Source organism: Paenarthrobacter sp. NPDC057355, from assembly GCF_042667405.1.
Taxonomy (GTDB): Bacteria; Actinomycetota; Actinomycetes; order Actinomycetales; family Micrococcaceae; genus Arthrobacter.
The window spans coordinates 20,076-40,118 of record NZ_JBHVAL010000009.1; the positions used below are offsets into that span (position 1 = coordinate 20,076).

Genomic DNA, 20,043 nt, shown 5'->3' on the forward strand with positions numbered 1-20,043 from the left:
TGAGAGGAAGCACCATGAGCACCACCCTTGACCGCCGCCATTTCCTGGGTCTGGCGGGCCTCGGAGCCGGAGCTGCGGCCCTCGCCGCTTGCGGCGGACCGTCGACGGCGGGTACGGCAGACGCCGTCGACACCGGAACCATCGACTTCAGCGGCGTAAAGCCCGCGGCCTCCATCGACTTCTGGACCAACCACCCCGGCAAGTCGCAGGACGTGGAAAAGGCCATTATCGATAAGTTCCACGCCAAGTACCCGGACATCAAGGTCAACCTGGTCACAGCAGGCGCCAACTACGAGGAAATCGCCCAGAAGTTCCAGACTTCCCAAGCGGCCAAGACCGGATTGCCGGCCCTGGTGGTCCTTTCCGACGTCTGGTGGTTCCGCTACTTCTCCAACGGCAGCATCATCCCCCTTGATGGCCTGGTCAAGCAGCTGGACATCAAGATCGACGACTTCCAGAAATCACTGGTGGACGACTACAAGTACGACGACAAGCAGTGGGCACTGCCGTACGGCCGTTCCACCCCGTTGTTCTACTACAACAAGGATCACTTCAAGGCAGCGGGCCTCCCCGACCGCGCACCGGCAACGTGGCAGGAATTCGCGGAGTGGGCCCCCAAGCTCAAGGCCACCTCAGGGGCCCAGTACGCCTACATCTACCCCGCCCTCGCTGGCTACGCCGGGTGGACGCTTCAAAACAACCTGTGGGGTTGGGGCGGCGGCTGGTCCAAGGGCTGGGACATTACCTGCGACTCCAAGGAATCCGTGGCAGCGCTTCAATGGGCCCAGGACTCCATCTACAAGGATGGCTGGGCAGGTGTTTCCTCCAAGGAAGCAGCTGACGACTTCGCCGCCGGCATCACGTCCTCCACCATTTCCTCGACCGGCTCACTTCTGGGCGTCCTGAAGGCAGCGAAGTTCAATGTCGGCGTCGGATTCCTGCCCGGCGGTCCCGAGGCCCCCAGCGGTGTCTGCCCCACCGGCGGTGCCGGTTTGGGCATTCCCAGCGGCATCACCAAGGAAGAGCAGCTGGCCGCTGCGACGTTCCTCAAGTTCATGACCGAGCCGGAGAACACCGCTGCCTTCTCCGCCGCCACCGGTTACATGCCCACCCGGCTCTCGGCTGACATGTCCTCCGTCCTCGCGGCCACCCCGCAGATCAAAACCGCCATGGACCAGCTCGCGGCCACCAAGGTCCAGGACAACGCACGCGTGTTCCTGCCGGGCGCGGACCAGGAAATGGCCAAGTCGGCAGCCAAGATCCTCACCCAGCAGGGCGACGTGCAGGCCACCATGACCGAACTGAAGAAGACGCTTGAAGGCATCTACACCAAGGACGTCAAGCCGAAGCTGAAGTCCTGACTTTTCGCGGCAAAAGAAGAGCGCGGCTACTTCGGTAGCCGCGCTCTTCTTGTGCAGGTGTTACGGGATGCCTGTGCAGGTCTTACGGAATCGGGACAGGAACGACGCCGAGGGGAGCCAATTGTGCGGCGCCTCCATCGGGGGCGGACAGTACCCAGATGCCCTTTTCGTGGACAGCTACCGAATGCTCCCACTGGCAGGAACGCTTGCCGTCAGTGGTGACGACTGTCCAGTCGTCGTCCAGAGTGGCGGTTTCGATGTCACCGCGAACCAGCATTGGCTCAATGGCAAGGCAAAGCCCGGGACGGATCTTGGGACCGCGGTGGCTGGTCCTGTAGTTCAGGACATCCGGGGCCATGTGCATCTCGGAACCGATGCCATGGCCAACGTAGTCCTCCAGGATGCCGAGGGGCCTGCCGGGGACAGAGGAGACGTAGTCATCGATCGCGTTCCCGATGTCGCCTACGAACTTACCCTTGGCCAGCGCCGCGATACCACGCCACATGGCTGCTTCGGTGACGTCCGAGAGGCGCTGGTCTTCAGGGTCCGCGGTGCCCACGATGACCGTCCGTGCCGAGTCGGAGTGCCAGCCATCAACGATGCAGCCACCGTCGATGGAGATGATGTCGCCGTCCTGGAGAACGCGTCCACCGGGGATGCCGTGGACCACTTCCTCGTTCACGGAGGTGCAGATCGTGGCCGGGAAGCCGTGGTAGCCGAGGAAGTTGGACTTGGCACCGGCGTCGTTGAGCACGGCGGCAAAGACGTCATCCAGGTCCTTGGTGGTGACACCGGGCTTGGCAGCGGCAACGGCAGCATCCAGTGCCCTGCTCAGGACAAGCCCGGCCTGGTGCATGGTGCGCATCTGCTCGTTGCTCTTGTATTCAATGCGGGGCTGACCGAACGCCATGTTCTCCTCTGGAAGGTTTGCGGTTGGGACCGATCAGGCCCCGTGCTCCAACCATTTTCCCGCATCGGAGACTGACGTCGAAATTGGCTCGATTCCCAGCTCGTGGCGCAGCCGGTCCAGACGATAGGTTCGCTGCTTCCCCACCTGGCTGACAGCGTAGCGGGTGACCTTCGGAGCGCGGCCGCTGACCCGGGAAACTGCCTCCGAAACCGCTGCGAGCGCCATCGCCGCAGGCTCGGGTAGGTAGGTGACGGGGACACCGGAATGGCCTGAGACGTCCAGGACCTGCCGCAGGACGTTCCCCAGTTCCACGGGTTCGGCATCTCCGACATTAACGGCGCCCTGGACAGTGGACTGGCAAGCGGCGAGAACAGCACGGACGAGGTTGTCCACATGCGTCAGCTGGTGTTTCACCAGCGGGCTTCCCACGCTGATCAGCCGTCCTGCGGTGATGTTGCCAACCAGGCGCGGAAGGAGCGTTCGATCCCCCGGACCGTACACACCATGCGGGCGAAGGGCCACTGCGTTGCCGTGTTTCCTCGCTTCCACATCGGCGAGCGCCTTGCTGCGGCCGTAAGCATTCAGGTGCCGGGAAGCCACCTCGTCCTCGGCACGGTCCACGCATGGTTGCCACCAGGGATAGACGCTGGAACTTGAGATGTGGACCAGTCGCGTGTCGGCGAAGGCCTCCGCAACTGCCTTGGTTCCCAACACGTTTGTCCGGTGAAAGAGTGCCGCATCTCCCCAATCAGCTACGTGGGCGCCGGCGTGGACCACCGCATCCACGGCCGGAACCCGGGCAGGCGGCAGCCCGGCCAAATCCCAATAGCGCAATCCCTCCCCCGGTCGGCGGGCATAGCGCACCACCTCCCATCCACGGGCTTCGGCAGCACTGGCCACCGCTCCACCGATGAACCCCGTTGCACCGGTGACTGCGATTCTCACGCCTCCGCCCTTGGGACGTGGCGGGCAGCGAACATCTCCCGCAACGCCACCCGGTCAGGTTTGCGGTGCCTTCCCGATACAGGAAGAGCTTCAAGGACTTCGATGTGGTCCGGCAGCGCGGACTCGTCGATGATCTTGGGAAGTTCTCTGGCCAAGCGGGTCTTGAGGGCATCACCGGGCTCATCAGGACCGCCGACGACGGCCAGCCAAACGGCCTCGTCGCCGATGTTGTCCGGAACACCCACCATCACGGCCTGCCGCACACCGCGTAGCGCCGCGATCAATGGCTCGTACAACGCCGGATAAATGTTGGTCTTGCCCCTGATGATCATGTCCTTCTTGCGTCCGATCATGACCAAGCGAGGCGCCCCCGTTCCGCCATGGTCCAGCCGCACGAGGTCGCCGGTGGCGTGTTCCACCATTCGGTCCTGGCCGAGGTAGCCGTGGCACATGTTCGGACCGCTGGCGAACAGCTCATGGTCTGCGGCTACCCGGATTCCGACGGCGGGCAGCGGCTCGCCCAGGAAGTCCCCTTCTCCACTGCCGTCGGGAGCCCTGAACTCGGCCTCGGTCCCGGAGGCGAAGGCCAACTTCTCCCGGCCGTCTGCGATGGCGATGGGTAACACCTCTGTCATTCCGTAGATCAGTTTGAACTCCACATCCGGCAGGAGCTTGACCGCCCTTTCCAGGAATGGTGCAAGAATTGGCGCGGCCCCGAGCATTATTGTCCGCAGTGTTCCGGGAAGCTGCACGGAACCCTCTTCGACGGCGTCCAGGATGGGCGCCAGCTGTGAGGGAACCAGGAAGAGGTGCGTGGCGGCGTCGTAAGTTGTGCCGTGACCGGACGCCGGACCCAACTCTGCTGCCAGCCTCAGCGGATCGATATGCGCCGAGAAGCCATAACCGGGCATGGTCCAGTGTGCCCCGGCGATCAAGGCCGGCAAGCCCATCATGAGCTGCTCGGAGTGGATGCGGTCGCCCTCCCCGAAGGTGCACCGGGTGGACAACTGCTCGAAACCCGCCGCGAGCGAACCCCGGGTGTGGACCACGCCTTTCGGTGAGCCGGTGGTGCCCGAGGTGAAGATGATGACCGCCTCCTGTTCGGTCACCGGCCCTTCGGCGGCGTCGTTCCTGACGTCCCGATGGGCCGGGGCCGCAAGCGCCCTGACCGGCGAAGCACCGCGGGGCACGCCCGGCAGCCACGGTCCGGAGTAGTAGTGCCGGACGTCCATCGCTCCGTAGTCGGGGAGGAGGAGCCCCCGTCTGCGTGCGATCGGGCGGAGGGGGCCCTTGGCACTGAGGGCATACAGGAGGGACTCGGAGGCAGCCCAGCGCGGCGCGGTAAGCTCCGCCCGGTCCCGGAAGAGCGCGGGGCCAATTCCGGGGTCGATAAAGACCACGGAACCACCGGCCCGTACTGCCCCAAGGGCCAGAATGAAGGCTTCCGGGCTGGGTCGGACGGAAAAGAGCATCCGCTCCCCTGTGCCGAATCCATCGTCCTGCAGTCGTCGTGCGGTGGCCTCAATGCCATCCACCAACCCGCGGTATGTAATGGTGCTGCCGGGCCGTACGTCGTCGTTTCTTCCTCTGGCCCACCGCGGCCGTCTCTTTCCGGGCGCCGTGATCGCGGGGTGCTCGGGAACGCGGTCGGCCGCGGCGTAGACGGCGCTGATCAGATCCGGGGTGACGATCGATGGGGCCAGCATTTCCTCAGGCATGGGCCAGCTCCAAGCTCCGGTATCCGGGTATCAGCACTCCCCTGCTCACATGGCGGGCAGCAATGGTCCACGGCCGCTCCGCGTACATGTCCAGCAGCAGCTCCAGGGTTGTATTGATTTCGGCCATCGCGAGCGGCATGCCGATGCAAAAGTGCGGACCGGCACCAAACCACAGTTGGCGTGCCTGCTGGGGAGTTGGCCGGGAGGGATCGAAGTCCCCAATGCTTTTGGCGGCATGGATCGTGGAGAGCAGGATCCTGTCTCCAGCGGCCACCTTCGTGTCTCCAATGGTCCCGTCTCTCGCAGCATCCCGCAGCATCATGGGCGAGGGAACCGTGAAGCGCAACGCCTCATTCACTGCTGCGGGAACGGCGGAGCGGTCCTGGGACAGTTCGCCGAGCTGTCCGCTGTCGGCTATCAGCGCCACCAATCTCGGCACGAACGACACCAACGTCTCCGTACCCACCATCACGAACGCGCTGATGATGCCCATGGCCTCGTCCTCCGACATGCCAAGTTCACGGAGTCTGCCGGGGAAGGTCTCCGGGTCGCTCTCCCTGTAGGCCACCCGGACCGGTCCGGCCAAGACCTCGACGGCGGCCCGTCCCTTGGCCACCTGGCCAGCTGTAAGCGTCGGGCGGCCAAGGCGAACAAGCGACGAGATGGAGGAACCGAGGTCGAAGAGTTCCCTGTCCGCCAGTCGGCCCGGAGCATCCGCGGGGATACCCAGCAGCCGGGAGATGACACCACCGGCCAATTCCTTCACGCAGTCCACCAGATCCACCCGGCATTGTGTGTCCAATCCGCCGCGGACGCGTGCCTCCAACGCAAGGGCCGCCGGTTCCACGATGCCCGCAACGGAACGGGGAGTGAAAAGATCCGCCAGACGCCGGCGCAGGAGCCTGTGCTCCTCGCCGTCCATGTTCACAAGGGCCTTTGGCCCCACCACGGGAGTCCACAACGCCCCGGAGCCTGACGGGCCGTTCTTCACAAAGAGTTCTTGGTTCATCAATACTTCGCGGACCAGGCCGGCTTCGCTGACCAGCACTCCCAGGCCCGGAAGCCTCAGCACGGGACGCAATCCGCCAAGCCCACGGATCACCGGATACAACACCGGGTGCGCTCCAAGGTGGATACGGCGCTCCCATTGTTCAGCCGTGATCTGCCGGATGCCCTGCTGGCCCTCCACCCGGGATCCGCCAATCACCGGATGTCCACGTGTTCGGGGCGGTACCGGTGGTCCGCATACCAAGCCAGCGTATTCTTCAGCCCCCACGCCTTCACTCGACGCGAGGACCCGTAGACCACCACGTCACGCCGCAAGGCATAGTTCCGTGTCAGCTTCCGTACCCGGTTGGACAACGCCCTGTCCTCGTGAAGATCTTCGATCCTGGTCCTGGGAAAACCACCCGAACGGTGGTACATGTCCGCCGTGATGGCCATATTGCATCCGGGAAGCATCTGGTACGGACCCAGGTATCCCTCCCCCTTGTTGCCGGGACGGATCTTTCCGAAAAAGGAAGCCACCTCAACGGCGAACAACATCATGAACCTTTCCCGCCGCGTAATACCCTCGTCTTCCCGGGGAACCAATTGGCCGGCCACCAGCTCCAGCCCGTCATTGAAAGCGGCCATGATCCGCGCCGTCCAGTCCGGCGCGGCCAGGCAATCGGCATCTGTCCGCGCCAACCACCGCGCCCCGTGCTCGACGCCAAAACGCATGCCGGTGTCAGCTGCGGCACCCGTGCCCTTTTCGGCGTCGTGCACCAACCTGATGTCCATGTCCGGGTGCTCCGCGGCAAACTCCGCCACAATGGCACAGCTGCGGTCAGTTGAACCGTTATCCGCTATCACCAGAGTGAAGTCCCGGAATGTCTGTGCGGCCAGGGATTCCAGCGCTGGCCGCACAAGCTTCTCCTCATTGAGCATCGGCATGGCAATGCACAGGGGCCGCGTAGGTCCTGTGCTCGTCAGCCCCGAAACCGGCTCCAACGGGTTCACAGCCTCACCACAGCCATCCCCAAGCTAACGCCGCCACCCAGGCCAACCAGCGCGACGAGATCGCCGGGTCCGGCCCGGCCACTGTCTACGGCAAGCTTCAGCTGCAAGGGAAGGCTCACAGAGGCGAGGTTGCCAAAGTCCTCAACGGAATGGACCAGCAGTTCCGGTGGCACACCGGCGCCTTCAGCAAAGATCTGCCGGTACGGAGCACTGACTTGATGCACGCACACCACGGCGAAATCCGTCCAGCTAAGGCCCAATCCCTCGAGGGTCTCATCAAGCATCCCGGAGCCCAGGTCCAGGAAGGCGTCCTTGAGCTTTTCACCGTCCATGGCGAAATAGCTTGCCTCCGGGTCACGGGGAAAGGCCGACCCACCCGCCGCCAAGGTCCCCACGGACCAGTGGCTGCTTCTGGCAGTGAAAGCCATAGCGAGAATCCCTGCTGCACCGTCGGCAGCCTCCCCTGGCTCTTCCGCGGCCTCCAGCAACACCGCAGCGCCGCCGTCGCTCATGGTGTAGCCGGGAAAGCTCGAAGCGAACGTCGGAAAATCCGGGACTGTCCACCGCACAGCCCTGGAGGGCGACTCCCCCGTGGCAACCAGGACCCGGGCGTAACCTCCGCTGGCGATCAGGGCATCTGCAACTTCCACGCCGTTCAGGAAGCTGTTGCAGGCGTTCTTGACGTCCATCACAGGGCAGGACAGCCCCAACTTGGCGGCCACCATATGGCCCGTCGCGGGCTCGACCATGTCCTGGCTGGCGGAGGCGAATATGAGCAGGTCAACGTCCGGCGCCTGGAGCCCGCATTCTGCGAGAACCTTGGCGGCGGCGTTGGCGGCCAGGTCCGAGGCCTGCTCCGTGTCAGCCATGACGCTCCTGGACCGGATACCGGTGACCCTGCTGATGAGGCCTTTCGGGACCCGGAACCCGGGACTGGACCCGGCAATGCGGCGTTCGACGGCGGCCGTATCCAGGCGCGTCGGTGGCAGGTAGACCTCAAGCCCCGAAATCCGGCTGCGTCCCACCAGAGCTGTCTGCATGCGCTTCCCCCAAGAATGTGCCGCGTCATAAGAAAAGGGTGTGTCCCGCACCTATGGTACGGGACACACCCCTTACACAAACTCCGGTCGCCCGGCTATGTGGACAACCTCAGACGGCCTTGGCCGCCTCGATGGCCGTGAGCACGCGGTCGGTAACTTCATCGATACCGCCGATGCCATCCACCTGTGTGAGGATGCCGCGTTCGGCATACTTCGCCACCACGGCTTCGGTCTGCTCGTGGTAGAGGTCAAGACGGTGACGGATCACGGTCTCGTTGTCGTCCGAGCGGCCGGTTTCCTTGGCGCGGCCAAGCAGCCGTGCAACCAGTTCTTCGTCATCAGCGGTCAGCTGGAGCACGACGTCGAGCTCCTGCTCACCCTCAGCGAGGATCTGGTCGAGGTAGTCAACCTGCGCGGTGGTGCGCGGGTAACCATCCAGGAGGAAGCCGTTCTCGACGTCGCTCTGGCTCAGGCGGTCGCGAACCATGTTGTTCGTGACGCTGTCCGGAACGAAGTCGCCGGCATCCATGTACTTCTTTGCTTCAATGCCCAAAGGGGTTTCGCCCTTTACGTTGGCACGGAAGATGTCGCCCGTGGAGATGGCGACTACGCCGAGGCGCTCGGAAATCCGCTCAGCCTGTGTACCCTTGCCCGAACCGGGAGGTCCAATGATCAGCATTCTCGTCATCGCAAAAGCCCTTCGTAGTGACGTTGTTGTAGCTGCGCATCAATCTGCTTGACGGTCTCCAGGCCAACACCCACCATGATCAGGATTGACGTGCCACCGAACGGGAAGTTCTGGTTGGCATTGATCAGGACGAGTGCCACCAGCGGAATCAACGCCACGAAGCCCAGGTATAGGGCTCCAGGCAAAGTAATCCTGGAGAGCACGTACTGCAGGTAGTCCGCGGTCGGTTTACCCGCCCGGATGCCCGGAATGAACCCGCCGTACTTCTTCATGTTGTCCGACACTTCTTCAGGGTTGAAGGTGATGGCTACGTAGAAGTAGGTGAAGAACACAATCATGGCGAAGTAAAGCGCCATGTAGATGGGATGGTCGCCACGGGTGAGGTTGTTGTTGATCCACTCAACCCACGGCGCCATTTGCTCACCCGGCGCCGGCTGGTTGAACTGCGCAATCAGGCCGGGCAGGTAGAGCATGGAGGAAGCGAAGATGACAGGCACAACGCCGGCCATGTTCACCTTGATGGGGATATAGGTACTGGTACCGCCCACAGTGCGGCGCCCGATCATGCGCTTGGCATACTGCACCGGAACGCGACGCTGCGACTGCTCGACGAAGACCACCAAGGCCACTGTGAGCAGGCCGACGGCCAGAACGGTGAAGAAGGTTCCGGGACCCTTTGACTCCCAGATGGATCCGAGGGAACCGGGGAAGCTCGCTGCGATTGAGGTGAAGATGAGCAGCGACATGCCATTGCCCACACCCTTTTCGGTGACCAGCTCGCCCATCCACATGATCAGGCCGGTACCTGCCGTCAGCGTAATGATGATCAGGAGGGTGGCGATGATGCTCTCATCCGGAATGATCGGCAGGTTACAGCCGGGAAGCAGCTGTCCGGACCGGGCCAGGGACACCAAGGTGGTGGCGTTCAGCAGACCCAGGGCGATGGTGAGGTACCGGGTGTACTGCGTCAGCTTGGACTGTCCCGAGGAACCCTCTTCGTAGAGCTGCTGGAACCGGGGAATAACCACCCGGAGCAACTGCACGATGATGCTCGCCGTAATGTAGGGCATGATGCCCAGGGCAAAGATCGAGACCTGCAGCAACGCGCCGCCGCTGAACAAGTTCACCAACTGGTAAATGCCCTGCGAGGTGTCACCGTTGTTCAAGCATTGCTGGACATTCTGGTAGTTCACACCAGGCGAGGGGATGAAAGCTCCCAAGCGGAAGATTGTGATGATTCCCAGCGTGAACAACAACTTGCGTCGCAAATCAGGCGTCCGAAACGCCCGGCCGAATGCGCTTAGCAAGCGTCCTCCTGAGTAGAAAGTACAAGGATGTGGTCGGGCTCAATGAAACCCAACAACCGAGTCTAACTGCTTGTGACGCCGTCGTAATAATCGGGAGTCCACAACCACGAAAAAAATCCCGGTATCCGGGGCCGAAGCCCCGCATACCGGGATTCTTTATGACAGCGGGCTGATGCCCCACAAACCCTTAGAGGGCGGTGGTGGATCCGCCTGCTGCAGCGATCTTTTCCGAAGCGCTGGAAGAGAAGGCGTGGGCGGTGACGTCGACCTTGACGGTGATGTCGCCGGTGCCGAGCACCTTCACGGGCTGGTTCTTGCGAACGGCGCCCTTTTCAACCAGGGATTCAACGGTGACGGTGCCACCTTCCGGGAAGAGCTCGTTGAGCTTCTCCAGGTTAACAACCTGGAACTCAACCCGGAACGGGTTCTTGAAGCCGCGCAGCTTCGGCAGGCGCATGTGCAGCGGCAGCTGGCCGCCGGCAAAGCCAGCCTTTACCTGGTAACGGGCCTTCGTACCCTTGGTACCGCGACCAGCGGTCTTACCCTTGGAGCCTTCACCACGACCAACACGGGTCTTGGCGGTCTTGGCACCCGGGGCGGGACGCAGGTGGTGGACCTTCAGAGCGTTCTGCTTCTCAGCAGCCTCTGCGGCGGTCTGGTTCTCTGCCATTACTTCGCCTCCTCTACATTCACGAGGTGCGGAACCGTGTTCAGGTAACCGACGGTTACAGCGTCAGCGGTACGGACAACGGTGTGTCCGATGCGCTTGAGGCCGAGGGACCGAAGGGTAGCGATCTGGTTCTGCTTGGCGCCGATGACGCCCTTGATCTGGGTGATCTCCAACTTGGCGTCGGAGGGAGTCAGGTTCTTAGCCATGACTAAACACCTGCCTTCTGGTTCTGGAGCGCGCGCACCAGAGCAGCAGGAGCAACCTCGTCCAGCGGCAGGCCACGGCGGGCAGCCACGGAAGCGGGCTCTTCGAGCTGCTTCAGAGCGTCAACGGTCGCGTGAACGATGTTGATCGCGTTGGAAGAACCGAGCGACTTGGAGAGGATGTCGTGGATACCCACGCACTCCAATACCGCGCGGACCGGACCACCGGCGATAACACCGGTACCGGCGGAAGCCGGACGCAGCAGGACAACGCCTGCAGCAGCCTCACCCTGCACGCGGTGCGGGATGGTGTTGCCAACGCGGGGAACGCGGAAGAAGGACTTCTTGGCCTCTTCTACGCCCTTTGCGATAGCAGCGGGAACTTCCTTGGCCTTGCCGTAGCCAACGCCGACCAGACCGTTGCCGTCACCGACGACGACCAGAGCGGTGAAGCTGAAGCGACGACCACCCTTGACCACCTTGGCAACGCGGTTGATGGTGACAACGCGCTCTACGAACTGGCTCTTCTCGGCTTCACGACCGCCGTCGCGGCCTCCACGGCCACCACGGTCGCCGCGGCCCTGGCCACGGTCGCCACGCTCGCCACGACGTCCGCCGCGGCGGTCATCGGTAGCGGGTGCGGTCTCAGTTGCTTCAGCAGCTACAGCTTCAGTCACCTGAATGTCCTTTTCGTTATTTTCAACGGTCACAGTGCCAGCCCACCTTCGCGAGCACCGTCAGCGACGGCGGCGATGCGGCCGTGGTACTTGTTACCGCCACGGTCGAAGACAACAGCCTCGATGCCTGCAGCCTTTGCGCGCTCTGCAACGAGCTCGCCAACGCGCTTGGCCTTGGCAGTCTTGTCTCCGTCAAGTGCGCGAAGGTCAGCTTCCAAAGTGGAAGCGTAAGCCACGGTTACACCCTTGCTGTCATCGACAACCTGGACGAAGATGTGGCGTGCCGAACGGTTGACGACCAGACGAGGACGTACAGCCGTGCCGCTGATGCGCTTGCGGATACGAAGCTGGCGACGGTTGCGTGCAGCCGACTTGCTCTTGTTCGTACGCTTCTTGTTAATTGCGATGGCCATGGTTTACTTACCAGCCTTTCCGACCTTGCGGCGGATGACTTCGCCGGCGTAACGGACACCCTTGCCCTTGTAGGGGTCGGGCTTGCGCAGCTTGCGAATGTTGGCAGCAACCTCGCCGACCTGCTGCTTGTTGATACCCGCAACAGAGAGCTTGGTCGGACCCTCTACTACGAAGGTGATGCCTTCGGGTGCAGAGACGTTGACCGGGTGGCTGAAGCCCAGAGCGAACTCCAGGTCAGAACCCTTGGCCTGAACGCGGTAACCGGTACCAACGATTTCAAGCTTCTTCTCGTAGCCCTCGGTAACGCCCTGGATCATGTTGGCGATCAGGGTCCGGGTCAGGCCGTGCAGCGAACGCGAGTTGCGCTCGTCGTTCGGGCGGGTGACCGTGAGAGTGTTCTCTTCCAGGGAGACCTCGATCGGGCTGGCAACAGTGTGGCTCAGCTCGCCCTTGGAACCCTTGACGCTGATGACGGAGCCATCGAGCTTGACCTCAACTCCGGCAGGAACGGTGATGGGGAGACGTCCAATACGTGACATTATTCTCTTCCTTTCCCGTTACCAGACGTACGCGAGGACTTCGCCGCCCACGCCCTTCTTACCGGCCTGCTTGTCAGTCAGGAGGCCGGAAGAGGTGGACAGGATTGCGATACCCAGGCCACCCAGCACGTGAGGCAGGTTGGTGGACTTCGCGTAAACGCGGAGACCCGGCTTGGAGATGCGGCGGACGCCAGCGATGGAACGCTCGCGGTTCGGACCGAACTTCAGGTCGATGGTCAGCTTCTTGCCAACCTCAGCGTCCTCTTCCTTCCAGCCGGCAATGAAGCCTTCAGCCTTGAGGATGTCGGCAACGCGTGCCTTCAGTTTGCTGTACGGCATGGACACGGAGTCGTGGTATGCCGAGTTTGCATTGCGCAGACGCGTGAGCATGTCTGCGACAGGATCTGTCATAGTCATTTGGGCTATAGCCCTTCCTCGTACCGGTTTCCGCTGCGCGTGTTCTTACGAACCTGCGCGGACGGACCTGTCACGTAGTTAGTTTTCGGTCTTGAACGGGAAACCAAGCGCCTTGAGCAGCGCGCGGCCTTCGTCGTCGGTCTTGGCGGTAGTTACAACCGTGATGTCCATACCGCGAACGCGGTCGATGGAGTCCTGGTCGATTTCGTGGAACATAACCTGCTCGGTCAGACCGAAGGTGTAGTTGCCGTTACCGTCGAACTGCTTGCCATTGAGGCCGCGGAAGTCACGGATACGCGGCAGGGCCAGCGAAACCAGACGATCCACGAATTCCCACATGCGGTCGCCACGCAGAGTTGCGTGTGCACCGATCGGCATGCCTTCGCGCAGCTTGAACTGTGCGATCGACTTGCGGGCCTTGGTTACCTGCGGCTTCTGGCCGGTGATCAGGGTGAGGTCGCGGACAGCGCCGTCGATCAGCTTGGAGTCCTTGGCGGCATCTCCAACACCCATGTTCACAACAACCTTCACCAGGCGGGGAACCTGGTTCACGTTCGCGTAGTTGAATTCGTCCTGCAGTGACTTCTTGATGGTCTCTGCGTACTTCGTCTTCAGACGCGGAACGATCTTCACTGGAGTCTCGAGAGTCTCAGTCATTAGATGTCCTTCCCGGTGGCCTTGGACACGCGGATGCGAACGGTCTTGGTACGGCCGTCCTTCTCAACGGTGTCGAGACGGAAACCAACGCGGGTCGGCTTCTTGGTCGACGGGTCTACCAGAGCAACGTTGGAGACGTGGATCGGGGCTTCAACAACCTCGATGCCGCCGGTCTTGGTGCCGCGCTGCGACTGTCCAACCTTGGTGTGCTTGGTGACGCGGTTGATTCCCTCTACCAGCACGCGGTTGGTGTCAGGGAATACGCGCAGGACCTTGCCCTGCTTGCCGCGGTCGCCGCCGCGTTCCTGCTTGGCGCCGGTGATGACCTGAACGAGGTCACCCTTCTTGATCTTAGCCATGGACTAGAGCACCTCCGGGGCCAGCGAAACGATCTTCATGAACTTCTTGTCGCGAAGTTCACGACCAACCGGGCCGAAGATACGGGTACCGCGGGGGTCACCGTCGTTCTTCAGGATCACAGCTGCGTTCTCGTCAAACTTGATGTAGGAACCATCCGCACGGCGGCGTTCCTTCTTGGTACGAACGATGACGGCCTTGACGACGTCACCCTTCTTTACGTTTCCGCCAGGGATAGCGTCCTTGACGGTGGCGACGATTACGTCACCGATGCCTGCGTAGCGACGGCCGGATCCACCGAGAACGCGAATGGTAAGGATTTCCTTAGCACCCGTGTTGTCGGCGACCTTCAGTCGCGACTCCTGCTGAATCAATTTCTACTCCTTGCGTCGCGCCGGTTCTCAGACCGAAATCATGCATACGGAATGAGCCTTGCGGAACGGTTGATCGGGGTGTCTCTTGACCTGCCTGGATTTTGCCAGAACAGGCCTAAACGCCCGTGCCACGAGCATCAGCTTCCCTTGCAGAAAACTCTGCGCGGGGCAGTATGCAGCGGCACGATTGTTTACGAGGTAGTGGACGACGCACAAGTGGCGCCATACAAACTCAATATCCTAGCACGTTTCCAGCCTTCGACCGAAACGGGCAGGAAAGCGGAAAGGTCCGCATTCCGTTGGGAATGCGGACCTTTCCAGTGAATCCATGCCGGGCGGGCCCGGCGTCGGATTTACTTGGCCTTTTCGAGGATCTCCACCAGGCGGAACCGCTTGGTAGCGGACAGCGGGCGGGTCTCGGCGATCAGAACGAGGTCGCCGATGCCGGCGGTGTTCTGCTCGTCGTGAGCCTTGATCTTCGAGGTGCGGCGAATAACCTTGCCGTACAGAGCGTGCTTCACGCGGTCTTCAACCTCGACAACGATGGTCTTTTCCATCTTGTCGGAGACAACGTAGCCGCGACGCGTCTTACGGTAACCGCGCTGTTCAGCGCTGGCTGCTGCTTCCGTCACGTTTTCCTTCTCGCTCACTTGGCGTCCTCTCCAGCTTCAACCTCGGCCTTTTCAGCCTTGGCAGCCTTCTTGGACTTCTCTTCTTCCTTGGCTTCCACAACCGGTGCGGCAACCTCGGCACGAATGCCCAGCTCGCGCTCACGGAGAACGGTGTAGATGCGTGCGATGTCCTTCTTTACCGCGCGCAGGCGACCGTGGTTCTCCAGCTGTCCGGTGGCGGACTGGAAACGCAGGTTGAACAGCTCTTCCTTGGACTTGCGGAGTTCTTCAACGAGACGCTCGTTGTCGAAACCGTCCAGCTGTGCGGGTGCGAGATCCTTCGACCCTACTGCCATTTCTATTCACCACCTTCGCGACGCACAATGCGTGCCTTCAACGGCAGCTTGTGGATTGCCAGGCGCAGGGCCTCGCGAGCTACCTCTTCATTGACACCGGAGAGTTCGAAGAGAACCCGGCCCGGCTTGACGTTTGCGACCCACCATTCCGGAGAACCCTTACCGGAACCCATGCGGGTTTCAGCAGGCTTCTTCGTCAGCGGACGGTCCGGGTAGATGTTGATCCAGACCTTACCGCCACGCTTGATGTGGCGGGTCATCGCGATACGAGCGGACTCGATCTGACGGTTCGTAACGTATGCCGGGCTCAGGGCCTGGATACCGTACTCACCGAAGCTGACCTTGGTGCCGCCCGTAGCAGCGCCGGAACGACCCGGGTGGTGCTGCTTACGGTGCTTGACTCGACGTGGGATAAGCATTTAAGCCTGTCCTCCTTCTGCTGCAGGAGCAGCAGCTTCAGCGGCCGGTGCTTCAACGGCAGCAGGTGCTGCCTCAGCTGCCGGACGGTCGTTACGACGACGGCGGTCGCCACCCGGGCGGCCCGGACGGTCTCCTGCACGGCCACGGGACGGAGCAGCAGCTGCCTGCTGGGCCAGTTCCTTGGCGGTTACGTCACCCTTGTAGATCCAAACCTTCACACCGATGCGGCCGAAGGTGGTCTTGGCTTCGTAGAAGCCGTAGTCGATGTTCGCACGGAGGGTGTGCAGGGGCACACGGCCTTCGCGGTAGAACTCCGAGCGGGACATTTCTGCGCCACCCAGACGGCCCGAGCAAGCAACACGGATGCCCTTGGCACCTGCACGCTGTGCGGACTGCATTGCCTTCTTCATCGCACGGCGGAAAGCCACGCGGGAAGTCAGCTGCTCAGCGATGCCCTGGGCAACAAGCTGTGCTTCCATCTCGGGGTTCTTGACCTCGAGGATGTTCAGCTGGACCTGCTTGCCGGTGAGCTTTTCGAGCTCGCCGCGGATGCGGTCTGCTTCGGCGCCGCGGCGGCCGATAACGATACCCGGGCGTGCCGTGTGGATATCCACGCGGACACGGTCACGGGTGCGCTCGATCTCGACCTTGGCGATGCCGGCGCGCTCCATGCCGGTGGACATGAGCTGACGGATCTTGATGTCCTCGCGGACGAAGTCCTTGTAGCGCTGTCCGGGCTTGGTGCTGTCAGCGAACCAGTGCGAAACGTGGTCGGTGGTGATGCCGAGTCGGAACCCGTGCGGGTTTACTTTCTGTCCCACTTAGCGAGCCTCCTCTTTCTCCGGGGTTGCCACGACCAAAGTGATGTGGCTGGTCCGCTTCCTGATGCGGTAGGCGCGGCCCTGGGCACGCGGCTGGAACCGCTTCATGGTCGGGCCTTCGTCAACGAATGCTTCGCTGATGAACAGGTCGCTGTCGTCGAATGCAACGCCGTCACGGTCCGCGAGGACGCGTGCGTTGGCCATTGCCGACTGAAGTACCTTGAATACCGGCTCCGAAGCTGCCTGCGGGGCAAACTTCAGAATTGCCAGAGCCTCATTCGCTTGCTTACCACGAACAAGGTTGACGACGCGCCGGGCCTTCATAGGCGTTACGCGGATGTGACGCGCAATAGCCTTGGCTTCCATTGCTTTCCTTCTCTCGTCTAAGACGTAAAGTCAGGCGCCTTAGCGGCGCTTGCCCTTACGGTCGTCCTTAACATGGCCGCGGAATGTCCGCGTGGGAGCGAATTCGCCGAGCTTGTGCCCGACCATCGACTCAGTGACAAACACCGGGATGTGCTTGCGTCCGTCGTGTACGGCGATCGTGTGCCCGAGCATGTCGGGGATGATCATCGAACGACGGGACCAGGTCTTGATGACGTTCTTGGTGCCCTTATCGTTTTCCCGTGCGACCTTCACAAAGAGGTGCTGGTCAACGAAAGGACCTTTTTTCAGGCTGCGTGGCATGTGTCCAGGCTCCTATCGCTTGTTCTTGCCAGTACGGCGGCGACGAACAATAAGCTTGTCGCTCTCTTTGTTCGGACGGCGGGTACGGCCCTCAGGCTTGCCGTTCGGGTTAACCGGGTGACGTCCACCGGAAGTCTTACCTTCACCACCACCGTGCGGGTGGTCAACCGGGTTCATGGCTACACCACGGACGGTCGGGCGAACGCCCTTCCAGCGCATACGGCCGGCCTTGCCCCAGTTGATGTTCGACTGCTCGGCGTTGCCGACCTCGCCGACGGTTGCGCGGCAGCGCACGTCAACGTTGCGGATTTCACCGGAGGGCAGACGCAGCTGGGCGAAACGGCCTTCCTTTGCGACGAGCTGTACCGAAGCACCTGCGGAACGGGCCATCTTGGCGCCGCCACCCGGACGCAGTTCAACTGCGTGGATTACGGTACCAACCGGGATGTTGCGCAGCGGCAGGTTGTTGCCCGGCTTGATGTCAGCGTCGGGACCAGCCTCGACGAAGTCACCCTGGGACAGCTTGTTGGGGGCGATGATGTAACGCTTGGTGCCATCAACGTAGTGCAGGAGAGCGATACGTGCCGTACGGTTCGGATCGTACTCAATTTCGGCTACGCGGGCGTTGATGCCGTCCTTGTCGTGACGACGGAAGTCGATCAGACGGTACTGGCGCTTGTGCCCACCACCCTTGTGACGGGTGGTGATCTTACCGGTGTTGTTACGGCCGCCGGTCTTGTGCAGCGGACGCAGCAACGACTTTTCCGGAGTCGATCGCGTGATTTCAGCAAAGTCGGCTACGCTCGAGCCGCGACGGCCCGGGGTAGTCGGCTTGTATTTACGGATTCCCATAATTTATTTCCTCGTTAAAGTGGTCTCCGCTACGCGAGCGGACCGCCGAAGATGTCGATTGTGCCTTCTTTGAGGGTGACAATCGCACGCTTGGTGCTCTTGCGCTGTCCCCAGCCGAATTTGGTGCGCTTGCGCTTACCGGCACGGTTGATGGTGTTGATCGAGTCAACTTTGACCGAGAAGATCTTCTCAACGGCCAGCTTGATCTCGGTCTTGTTCGAGCGAGGGTCCACCAGGAAGGTGTACTTGCCTTCGTCGATCAGACCGTAGCTCTTTTCCGAAACGACGGGTGCAAGCACGACGTCGCGCGGATCCTTGATGGTGGTTACGCTCACTTGGAGGCCTCCTCGTTCTTTGCCTTGTCAGCGACGAACGCCTCGAAAGCAGCCTTGGTGAAGACCACGTCGTCGGAGATGAGCACGTCGTAGGTGTTCAGCTGGTCTGCGTACAGAACGTGAACATCCTGGAGGTTGCGCACGGACAGTGCAGCAACATCGTTGGCGCGCTCGATAACGACGAGCAGGTTCTTGCGCTCGGTGACGGAGCGCAGCGAAGCCAGTGCGTCCTTGGCGGACGGCTTGGTGCCGGCGACCAGTTCAGCGATGACGTGGATGCGGCCGTTGCGGGCGCGGTCAGACAGGGCACCGCGCAGAGCAGCAGCCTTCATCTTCTTGGGGGTGCGCTGGCTGTAGTCACGAGGTGTCGGACCGTGGACAACGCCACCGCCGGTCATGTGAGGAGCACGGATGGAACCCTGACGGGCGCGGCCGGTGCCCTTCTGCTTGAACGGCTTGCGACCTGCACCGGAAACCTCGGCGCGGGTCTTCGTCTTGTGGGTACCCTGGCGTGCAGCAGCGAGCTGTGCGACGACGACCTGGTGCAGCAGCGGCACGTTGGTCTGGACGTCGAAGATCTCTGCAGGCAGGTCAACCTTGACAGTGCTAGTCATTGAACTAGGCTCCCTTCACGGCGGAACGTACGAGTACGACCTGGCCGCGGGCGCCGGGGACGGCACCCTTGATAAGGAGCAGCGACTTCTCAACGTCAACAGCGTGAACCGTGAGGTTCAGCGTGGTGTGACGCTCGGCGCCCATGCGGCCGGCCATTTTCAGGCCCTTGAAGACGCGGCTCGGGGTGGATGCGCCACCGATGGAGCCAGGCTTACGGTGGTTCTTGTGGGCACCGTGGGAAGCGCCAACACCGGAGAAGCCGTGACGCTTCATAACACCGGCGAAGCCCTTACCCTTGGAGGTGCCGACGACGTCGATCTTCTGGCCGGCTTCGAAGATCTCAACAGAGAGCTCCTGGCCCAGCTCGTAGGATGCGGCGTCTGCGGTACGCAGTTCGACGACGTGGCGGCGAGGGGTGACGCCAGCCTTTTCAAAGTGACCAGCCAGCGGCTTGGTGACCTTGCGGGGGTCGATCTGGCCGTAGCCGATCTGGACGGCGACATAGCCATCGACGTCTGCGTTGCGCAGCTGCGTGATGACGTTGGAGTCAGCCTGGACGACAGTTACCGGGATGAGCTTGTTGTTCTCGTCCCAGACCTGGGTCATGCCGAGCTTCGTGCCCAGCAGGCCCTTTACGTTACGGGTTGCGGTCATAGTCTCTCAGCACCTCCCTAGAGCTTGATTTCGATGTTCACGTCTGCAGGCAGGTCGAGACGCATAAGCGAGTCAACGGCCTTCGGCGTGGGGTCGATGATGTCGATCAGACGCTTGTGAGTACGCATTTCGAAGTGCTCACGGCTGTCCTTGTACTTGTGAGGAGAGCGAATAACGCAGTAAACGTTCTTCTCCGTGGGCAGCGGCACCGGGCCGACTACCGTTGCGCCTGCGCGCGTGACCGTCTCAACGATCTTCCGCGCTGAAACATCAATGACCTCGTGGTCATATGACTTCAGCCGGATGCGGATTTTTTGTCCCGCCATGTCGCCTGACTCTCTTTCAGCTAGTGCTGCTCTAGTTAGGGCTGCTCTGTTTACTTACCTGTTGATGTGGCCGCCGAGGCGTTTGAGG

Annotated in this window: 29 protein-coding genes; 1 reads left to right on the forward strand and 28 read right to left on the reverse strand. The window is 61.9% G+C overall.

From position 1 onward, the window contains the following. Positions 1-14: 14 nt before the first annotated feature. Positions 15-1,361, forward strand: a complete 1,347-nt coding sequence (locus ACFUOZ_RS11875; protein WP_377548239.1) for an ABC transporter substrate-binding protein — start codon at positions 15-17, stop codon at positions 1,359-1,361. 82 nt (positions 1,362-1,443) lie between these two features. On the opposite strand, the gene map is transcribed toward ACFUOZ_RS11875, so the two are convergent. The 28 genes from map to rpsJ all read right to left on the reverse strand — a co-directional run bounded on the left by map (position 1,444) and on the right by rpsJ (position 19,955). Further along, positions 1,444-2,271 carry a type I methionyl aminopeptidase gene (gene map, locus ACFUOZ_RS11880; protein ID WP_377548241.1) on the reverse strand — a complete coding sequence of 276 codons (828 nt, stop codon included), beginning with the start codon at positions 2,269-2,271 and terminating at the stop codon, positions 1,444-1,446. 33 nt (positions 2,272-2,304) lie between these two features. Then, a complete protein-coding gene (locus tag ACFUOZ_RS11885) occupies positions 2,305-3,216 on the reverse strand; it encodes an NAD-dependent epimerase/dehydratase family protein (protein WP_377548243.1) in 912 nt (303 codons plus the stop codon). Continuing rightward, positions 3,213-4,934 (reverse strand): class I adenylate-forming enzyme family protein, encoded by a 1,722-nt coding sequence (locus ACFUOZ_RS11890; protein WP_377548245.1) that lies wholly within the window; start codon positions 4,932-4,934, stop codon positions 3,213-3,215. Before ACFUOZ_RS11890 ends, ACFUOZ_RS11885 begins: the two co-directional genes overlap by 4 nt. Further along, positions 4,927-6,141, reverse strand: a complete 1,215-nt coding sequence (locus tag ACFUOZ_RS11895; RefSeq protein ID WP_377548247.1) for a cytochrome P450 — start codon at positions 6,139-6,141, stop codon at positions 4,927-4,929. Before ACFUOZ_RS11895 ends, ACFUOZ_RS11890 begins: the two co-directional genes overlap by 8 nt. Then, positions 6,138-6,869, reverse strand: coding sequence for a glycosyltransferase family 2 protein (locus ACFUOZ_RS11900; RefSeq protein WP_377548459.1), 732 nt, complete (start codon positions 6,867-6,869; stop codon positions 6,138-6,140). Before ACFUOZ_RS11900 ends, ACFUOZ_RS11895 begins: the two co-directional genes overlap by 4 nt. 62 nt (positions 6,870-6,931) lie before the next feature. Beyond that, positions 6,932-7,975, reverse strand: a complete 1,044-nt coding sequence (locus ACFUOZ_RS11905; RefSeq protein ID WP_377548249.1) for a 3-oxoacyl-ACP synthase III family protein — start codon at positions 7,973-7,975, stop codon at positions 6,932-6,934. 109 nt (positions 7,976-8,084) lie between these two features. Continuing rightward, entirely contained in the window at positions 8,085-8,654 is a 570-nt protein-coding gene (locus ACFUOZ_RS11910; RefSeq protein ID WP_377548462.1) for an adenylate kinase, read from the reverse strand. Positions 8,655-8,659: 5 nt separating this feature from the next. Next, positions 8,660-9,970, reverse strand: coding sequence for a preprotein translocase subunit SecY (secY, locus tag ACFUOZ_RS11915; RefSeq protein ID WP_377548251.1), 1,311 nt, complete (start codon positions 9,968-9,970; stop codon positions 8,660-8,662). Between the two features lie 187 nt (positions 9,971-10,157). Then, a complete protein-coding gene (gene rplO / locus ACFUOZ_RS11920; protein ID WP_377548254.1) occupies positions 10,158-10,640 on the reverse strand; it encodes a 50S ribosomal protein L15 in 483 nt (160 codons plus the stop codon). Next, positions 10,640-10,846 carry a 50S ribosomal protein L30 gene (rpmD, locus tag ACFUOZ_RS11925; RefSeq protein WP_144659425.1) on the reverse strand — a complete coding sequence of 69 codons (207 nt, stop codon included), beginning with the start codon at positions 10,844-10,846 and terminating at the stop codon, positions 10,640-10,642. The genes rplO and rpmD overlap by 1 nt, the downstream gene beginning before the upstream one ends. A 2-nt stretch (positions 10,847-10,848) precedes the next feature. Then, positions 10,849-11,520, reverse strand: a complete 672-nt coding sequence (rpsE, locus tag ACFUOZ_RS11930) for a 30S ribosomal protein S5 (protein ID WP_186313505.1) — start codon at positions 11,518-11,520, stop codon at positions 10,849-10,851. 29 nt (positions 11,521-11,549) lie between these two features. Then, on the reverse strand, positions 11,550-11,933 hold the full coding sequence (gene rplR, locus ACFUOZ_RS11935) for a 50S ribosomal protein L18 (protein ID WP_262275613.1): 384 nt from the start codon (positions 11,931-11,933) through the stop codon (positions 11,550-11,552). 3 nt (positions 11,934-11,936) lie between these two features. After that, positions 11,937-12,473 carry a 50S ribosomal protein L6 gene (gene rplF, locus ACFUOZ_RS11940; protein WP_144659422.1) on the reverse strand — a complete coding sequence of 179 codons (537 nt, stop codon included), beginning with the start codon at positions 12,471-12,473 and terminating at the stop codon, positions 11,937-11,939. 18 nt (positions 12,474-12,491) lie between these two features. Further along, the gene (gene rpsH / locus ACFUOZ_RS11945; protein ID WP_003803767.1) at positions 12,492-12,890 is read right to left on the reverse strand and encodes a 30S ribosomal protein S8; all 399 of its coding nucleotides are present in this window, start codon (positions 12,888-12,890) and stop codon (positions 12,492-12,494) included. A gap of 78 nt (positions 12,891-12,968) precedes the next feature. Next, a complete protein-coding gene (gene rplE, locus ACFUOZ_RS11950; protein ID WP_144659421.1) occupies positions 12,969-13,547 on the reverse strand; it encodes a 50S ribosomal protein L5 in 579 nt (192 codons plus the stop codon). Beyond that, the gene (gene rplX, locus ACFUOZ_RS11955) at positions 13,547-13,906 is read right to left on the reverse strand and encodes a 50S ribosomal protein L24 (RefSeq protein WP_144659420.1); all 360 of its coding nucleotides are present in this window, start codon (positions 13,904-13,906) and stop codon (positions 13,547-13,549) included. The genes rplE and rplX overlap by 1 nt, the downstream gene beginning before the upstream one ends. A gap of 3 nt (positions 13,907-13,909) precedes the next feature. Further along, positions 13,910-14,278, reverse strand: coding sequence for a 50S ribosomal protein L14 (rplN, locus tag ACFUOZ_RS11960; RefSeq protein WP_003803789.1), 369 nt, complete (start codon positions 14,276-14,278; stop codon positions 13,910-13,912). A 353-nt stretch (positions 14,279-14,631) separates the two neighbouring features. Further along, positions 14,632-14,928 (reverse strand): 30S ribosomal protein S17, encoded by a 297-nt coding sequence (gene rpsQ, locus ACFUOZ_RS11965; RefSeq protein ID WP_144659419.1) that lies wholly within the window; start codon positions 14,926-14,928, stop codon positions 14,632-14,634. Then, positions 14,925-15,245 carry a 50S ribosomal protein L29 gene (rpmC, locus tag ACFUOZ_RS11970; RefSeq protein WP_377548258.1) on the reverse strand — a complete coding sequence of 107 codons (321 nt, stop codon included), beginning with the start codon at positions 15,243-15,245 and terminating at the stop codon, positions 14,925-14,927. Before rpmC ends, rpsQ begins: the two co-directional genes overlap by 4 nt. 2 nt (positions 15,246-15,247) lie before the next feature. Then, positions 15,248-15,664, reverse strand: a complete 417-nt coding sequence (gene rplP, locus ACFUOZ_RS11975) for a 50S ribosomal protein L16 (RefSeq protein WP_003803795.1) — start codon at positions 15,662-15,664, stop codon at positions 15,248-15,250. After that, complete coding sequence (gene rpsC, locus ACFUOZ_RS11980; protein ID WP_011775589.1) at positions 15,665-16,486, reverse strand: 30S ribosomal protein S3; 822 nt, start codon at positions 16,484-16,486, stop codon at positions 15,665-15,667. After that, the gene (rplV, locus tag ACFUOZ_RS11985) at positions 16,487-16,852 is read right to left on the reverse strand and encodes a 50S ribosomal protein L22 (RefSeq protein ID WP_018776683.1); all 366 of its coding nucleotides are present in this window, start codon (positions 16,850-16,852) and stop codon (positions 16,487-16,489) included. A 39-nt stretch (positions 16,853-16,891) separates the two neighbouring features. Continuing rightward, positions 16,892-17,173, reverse strand: coding sequence for a 30S ribosomal protein S19 (rpsS, locus tag ACFUOZ_RS11990; protein WP_011775591.1), 282 nt, complete (start codon positions 17,171-17,173; stop codon positions 16,892-16,894). A gap of 12 nt (positions 17,174-17,185) precedes the next feature. Continuing rightward, the gene (gene rplB, locus ACFUOZ_RS11995) at positions 17,186-18,025 is read right to left on the reverse strand and encodes a 50S ribosomal protein L2 (RefSeq protein WP_021472409.1); all 840 of its coding nucleotides are present in this window, start codon (positions 18,023-18,025) and stop codon (positions 17,186-17,188) included. A gap of 29 nt (positions 18,026-18,054) precedes the next feature. Further along, entirely contained in the window at positions 18,055-18,360 is a 306-nt protein-coding gene (gene rplW, locus ACFUOZ_RS12000) for a 50S ribosomal protein L23 (RefSeq protein ID WP_011775593.1), read from the reverse strand. Further along, complete coding sequence (gene rplD / locus ACFUOZ_RS12005; RefSeq protein WP_018776684.1) at positions 18,357-18,974, reverse strand: 50S ribosomal protein L4; 618 nt, start codon at positions 18,972-18,974, stop codon at positions 18,357-18,359. The genes rplW and rplD overlap by 4 nt, the downstream gene beginning before the upstream one ends. 4 nt (positions 18,975-18,978) lie before the next feature. Next, entirely contained in the window at positions 18,979-19,629 is a 651-nt protein-coding gene (gene rplC / locus ACFUOZ_RS12010; protein WP_144659417.1) for a 50S ribosomal protein L3, read from the reverse strand. A 17-nt stretch (positions 19,630-19,646) separates the two neighbouring features. After that, positions 19,647-19,955 (reverse strand): 30S ribosomal protein S10, encoded by a 309-nt coding sequence (gene rpsJ, locus ACFUOZ_RS12015; RefSeq protein ID WP_003803825.1) that lies wholly within the window; start codon positions 19,953-19,955, stop codon positions 19,647-19,649. Positions 19,956-20,043 lie beyond the last annotated feature (88 nt).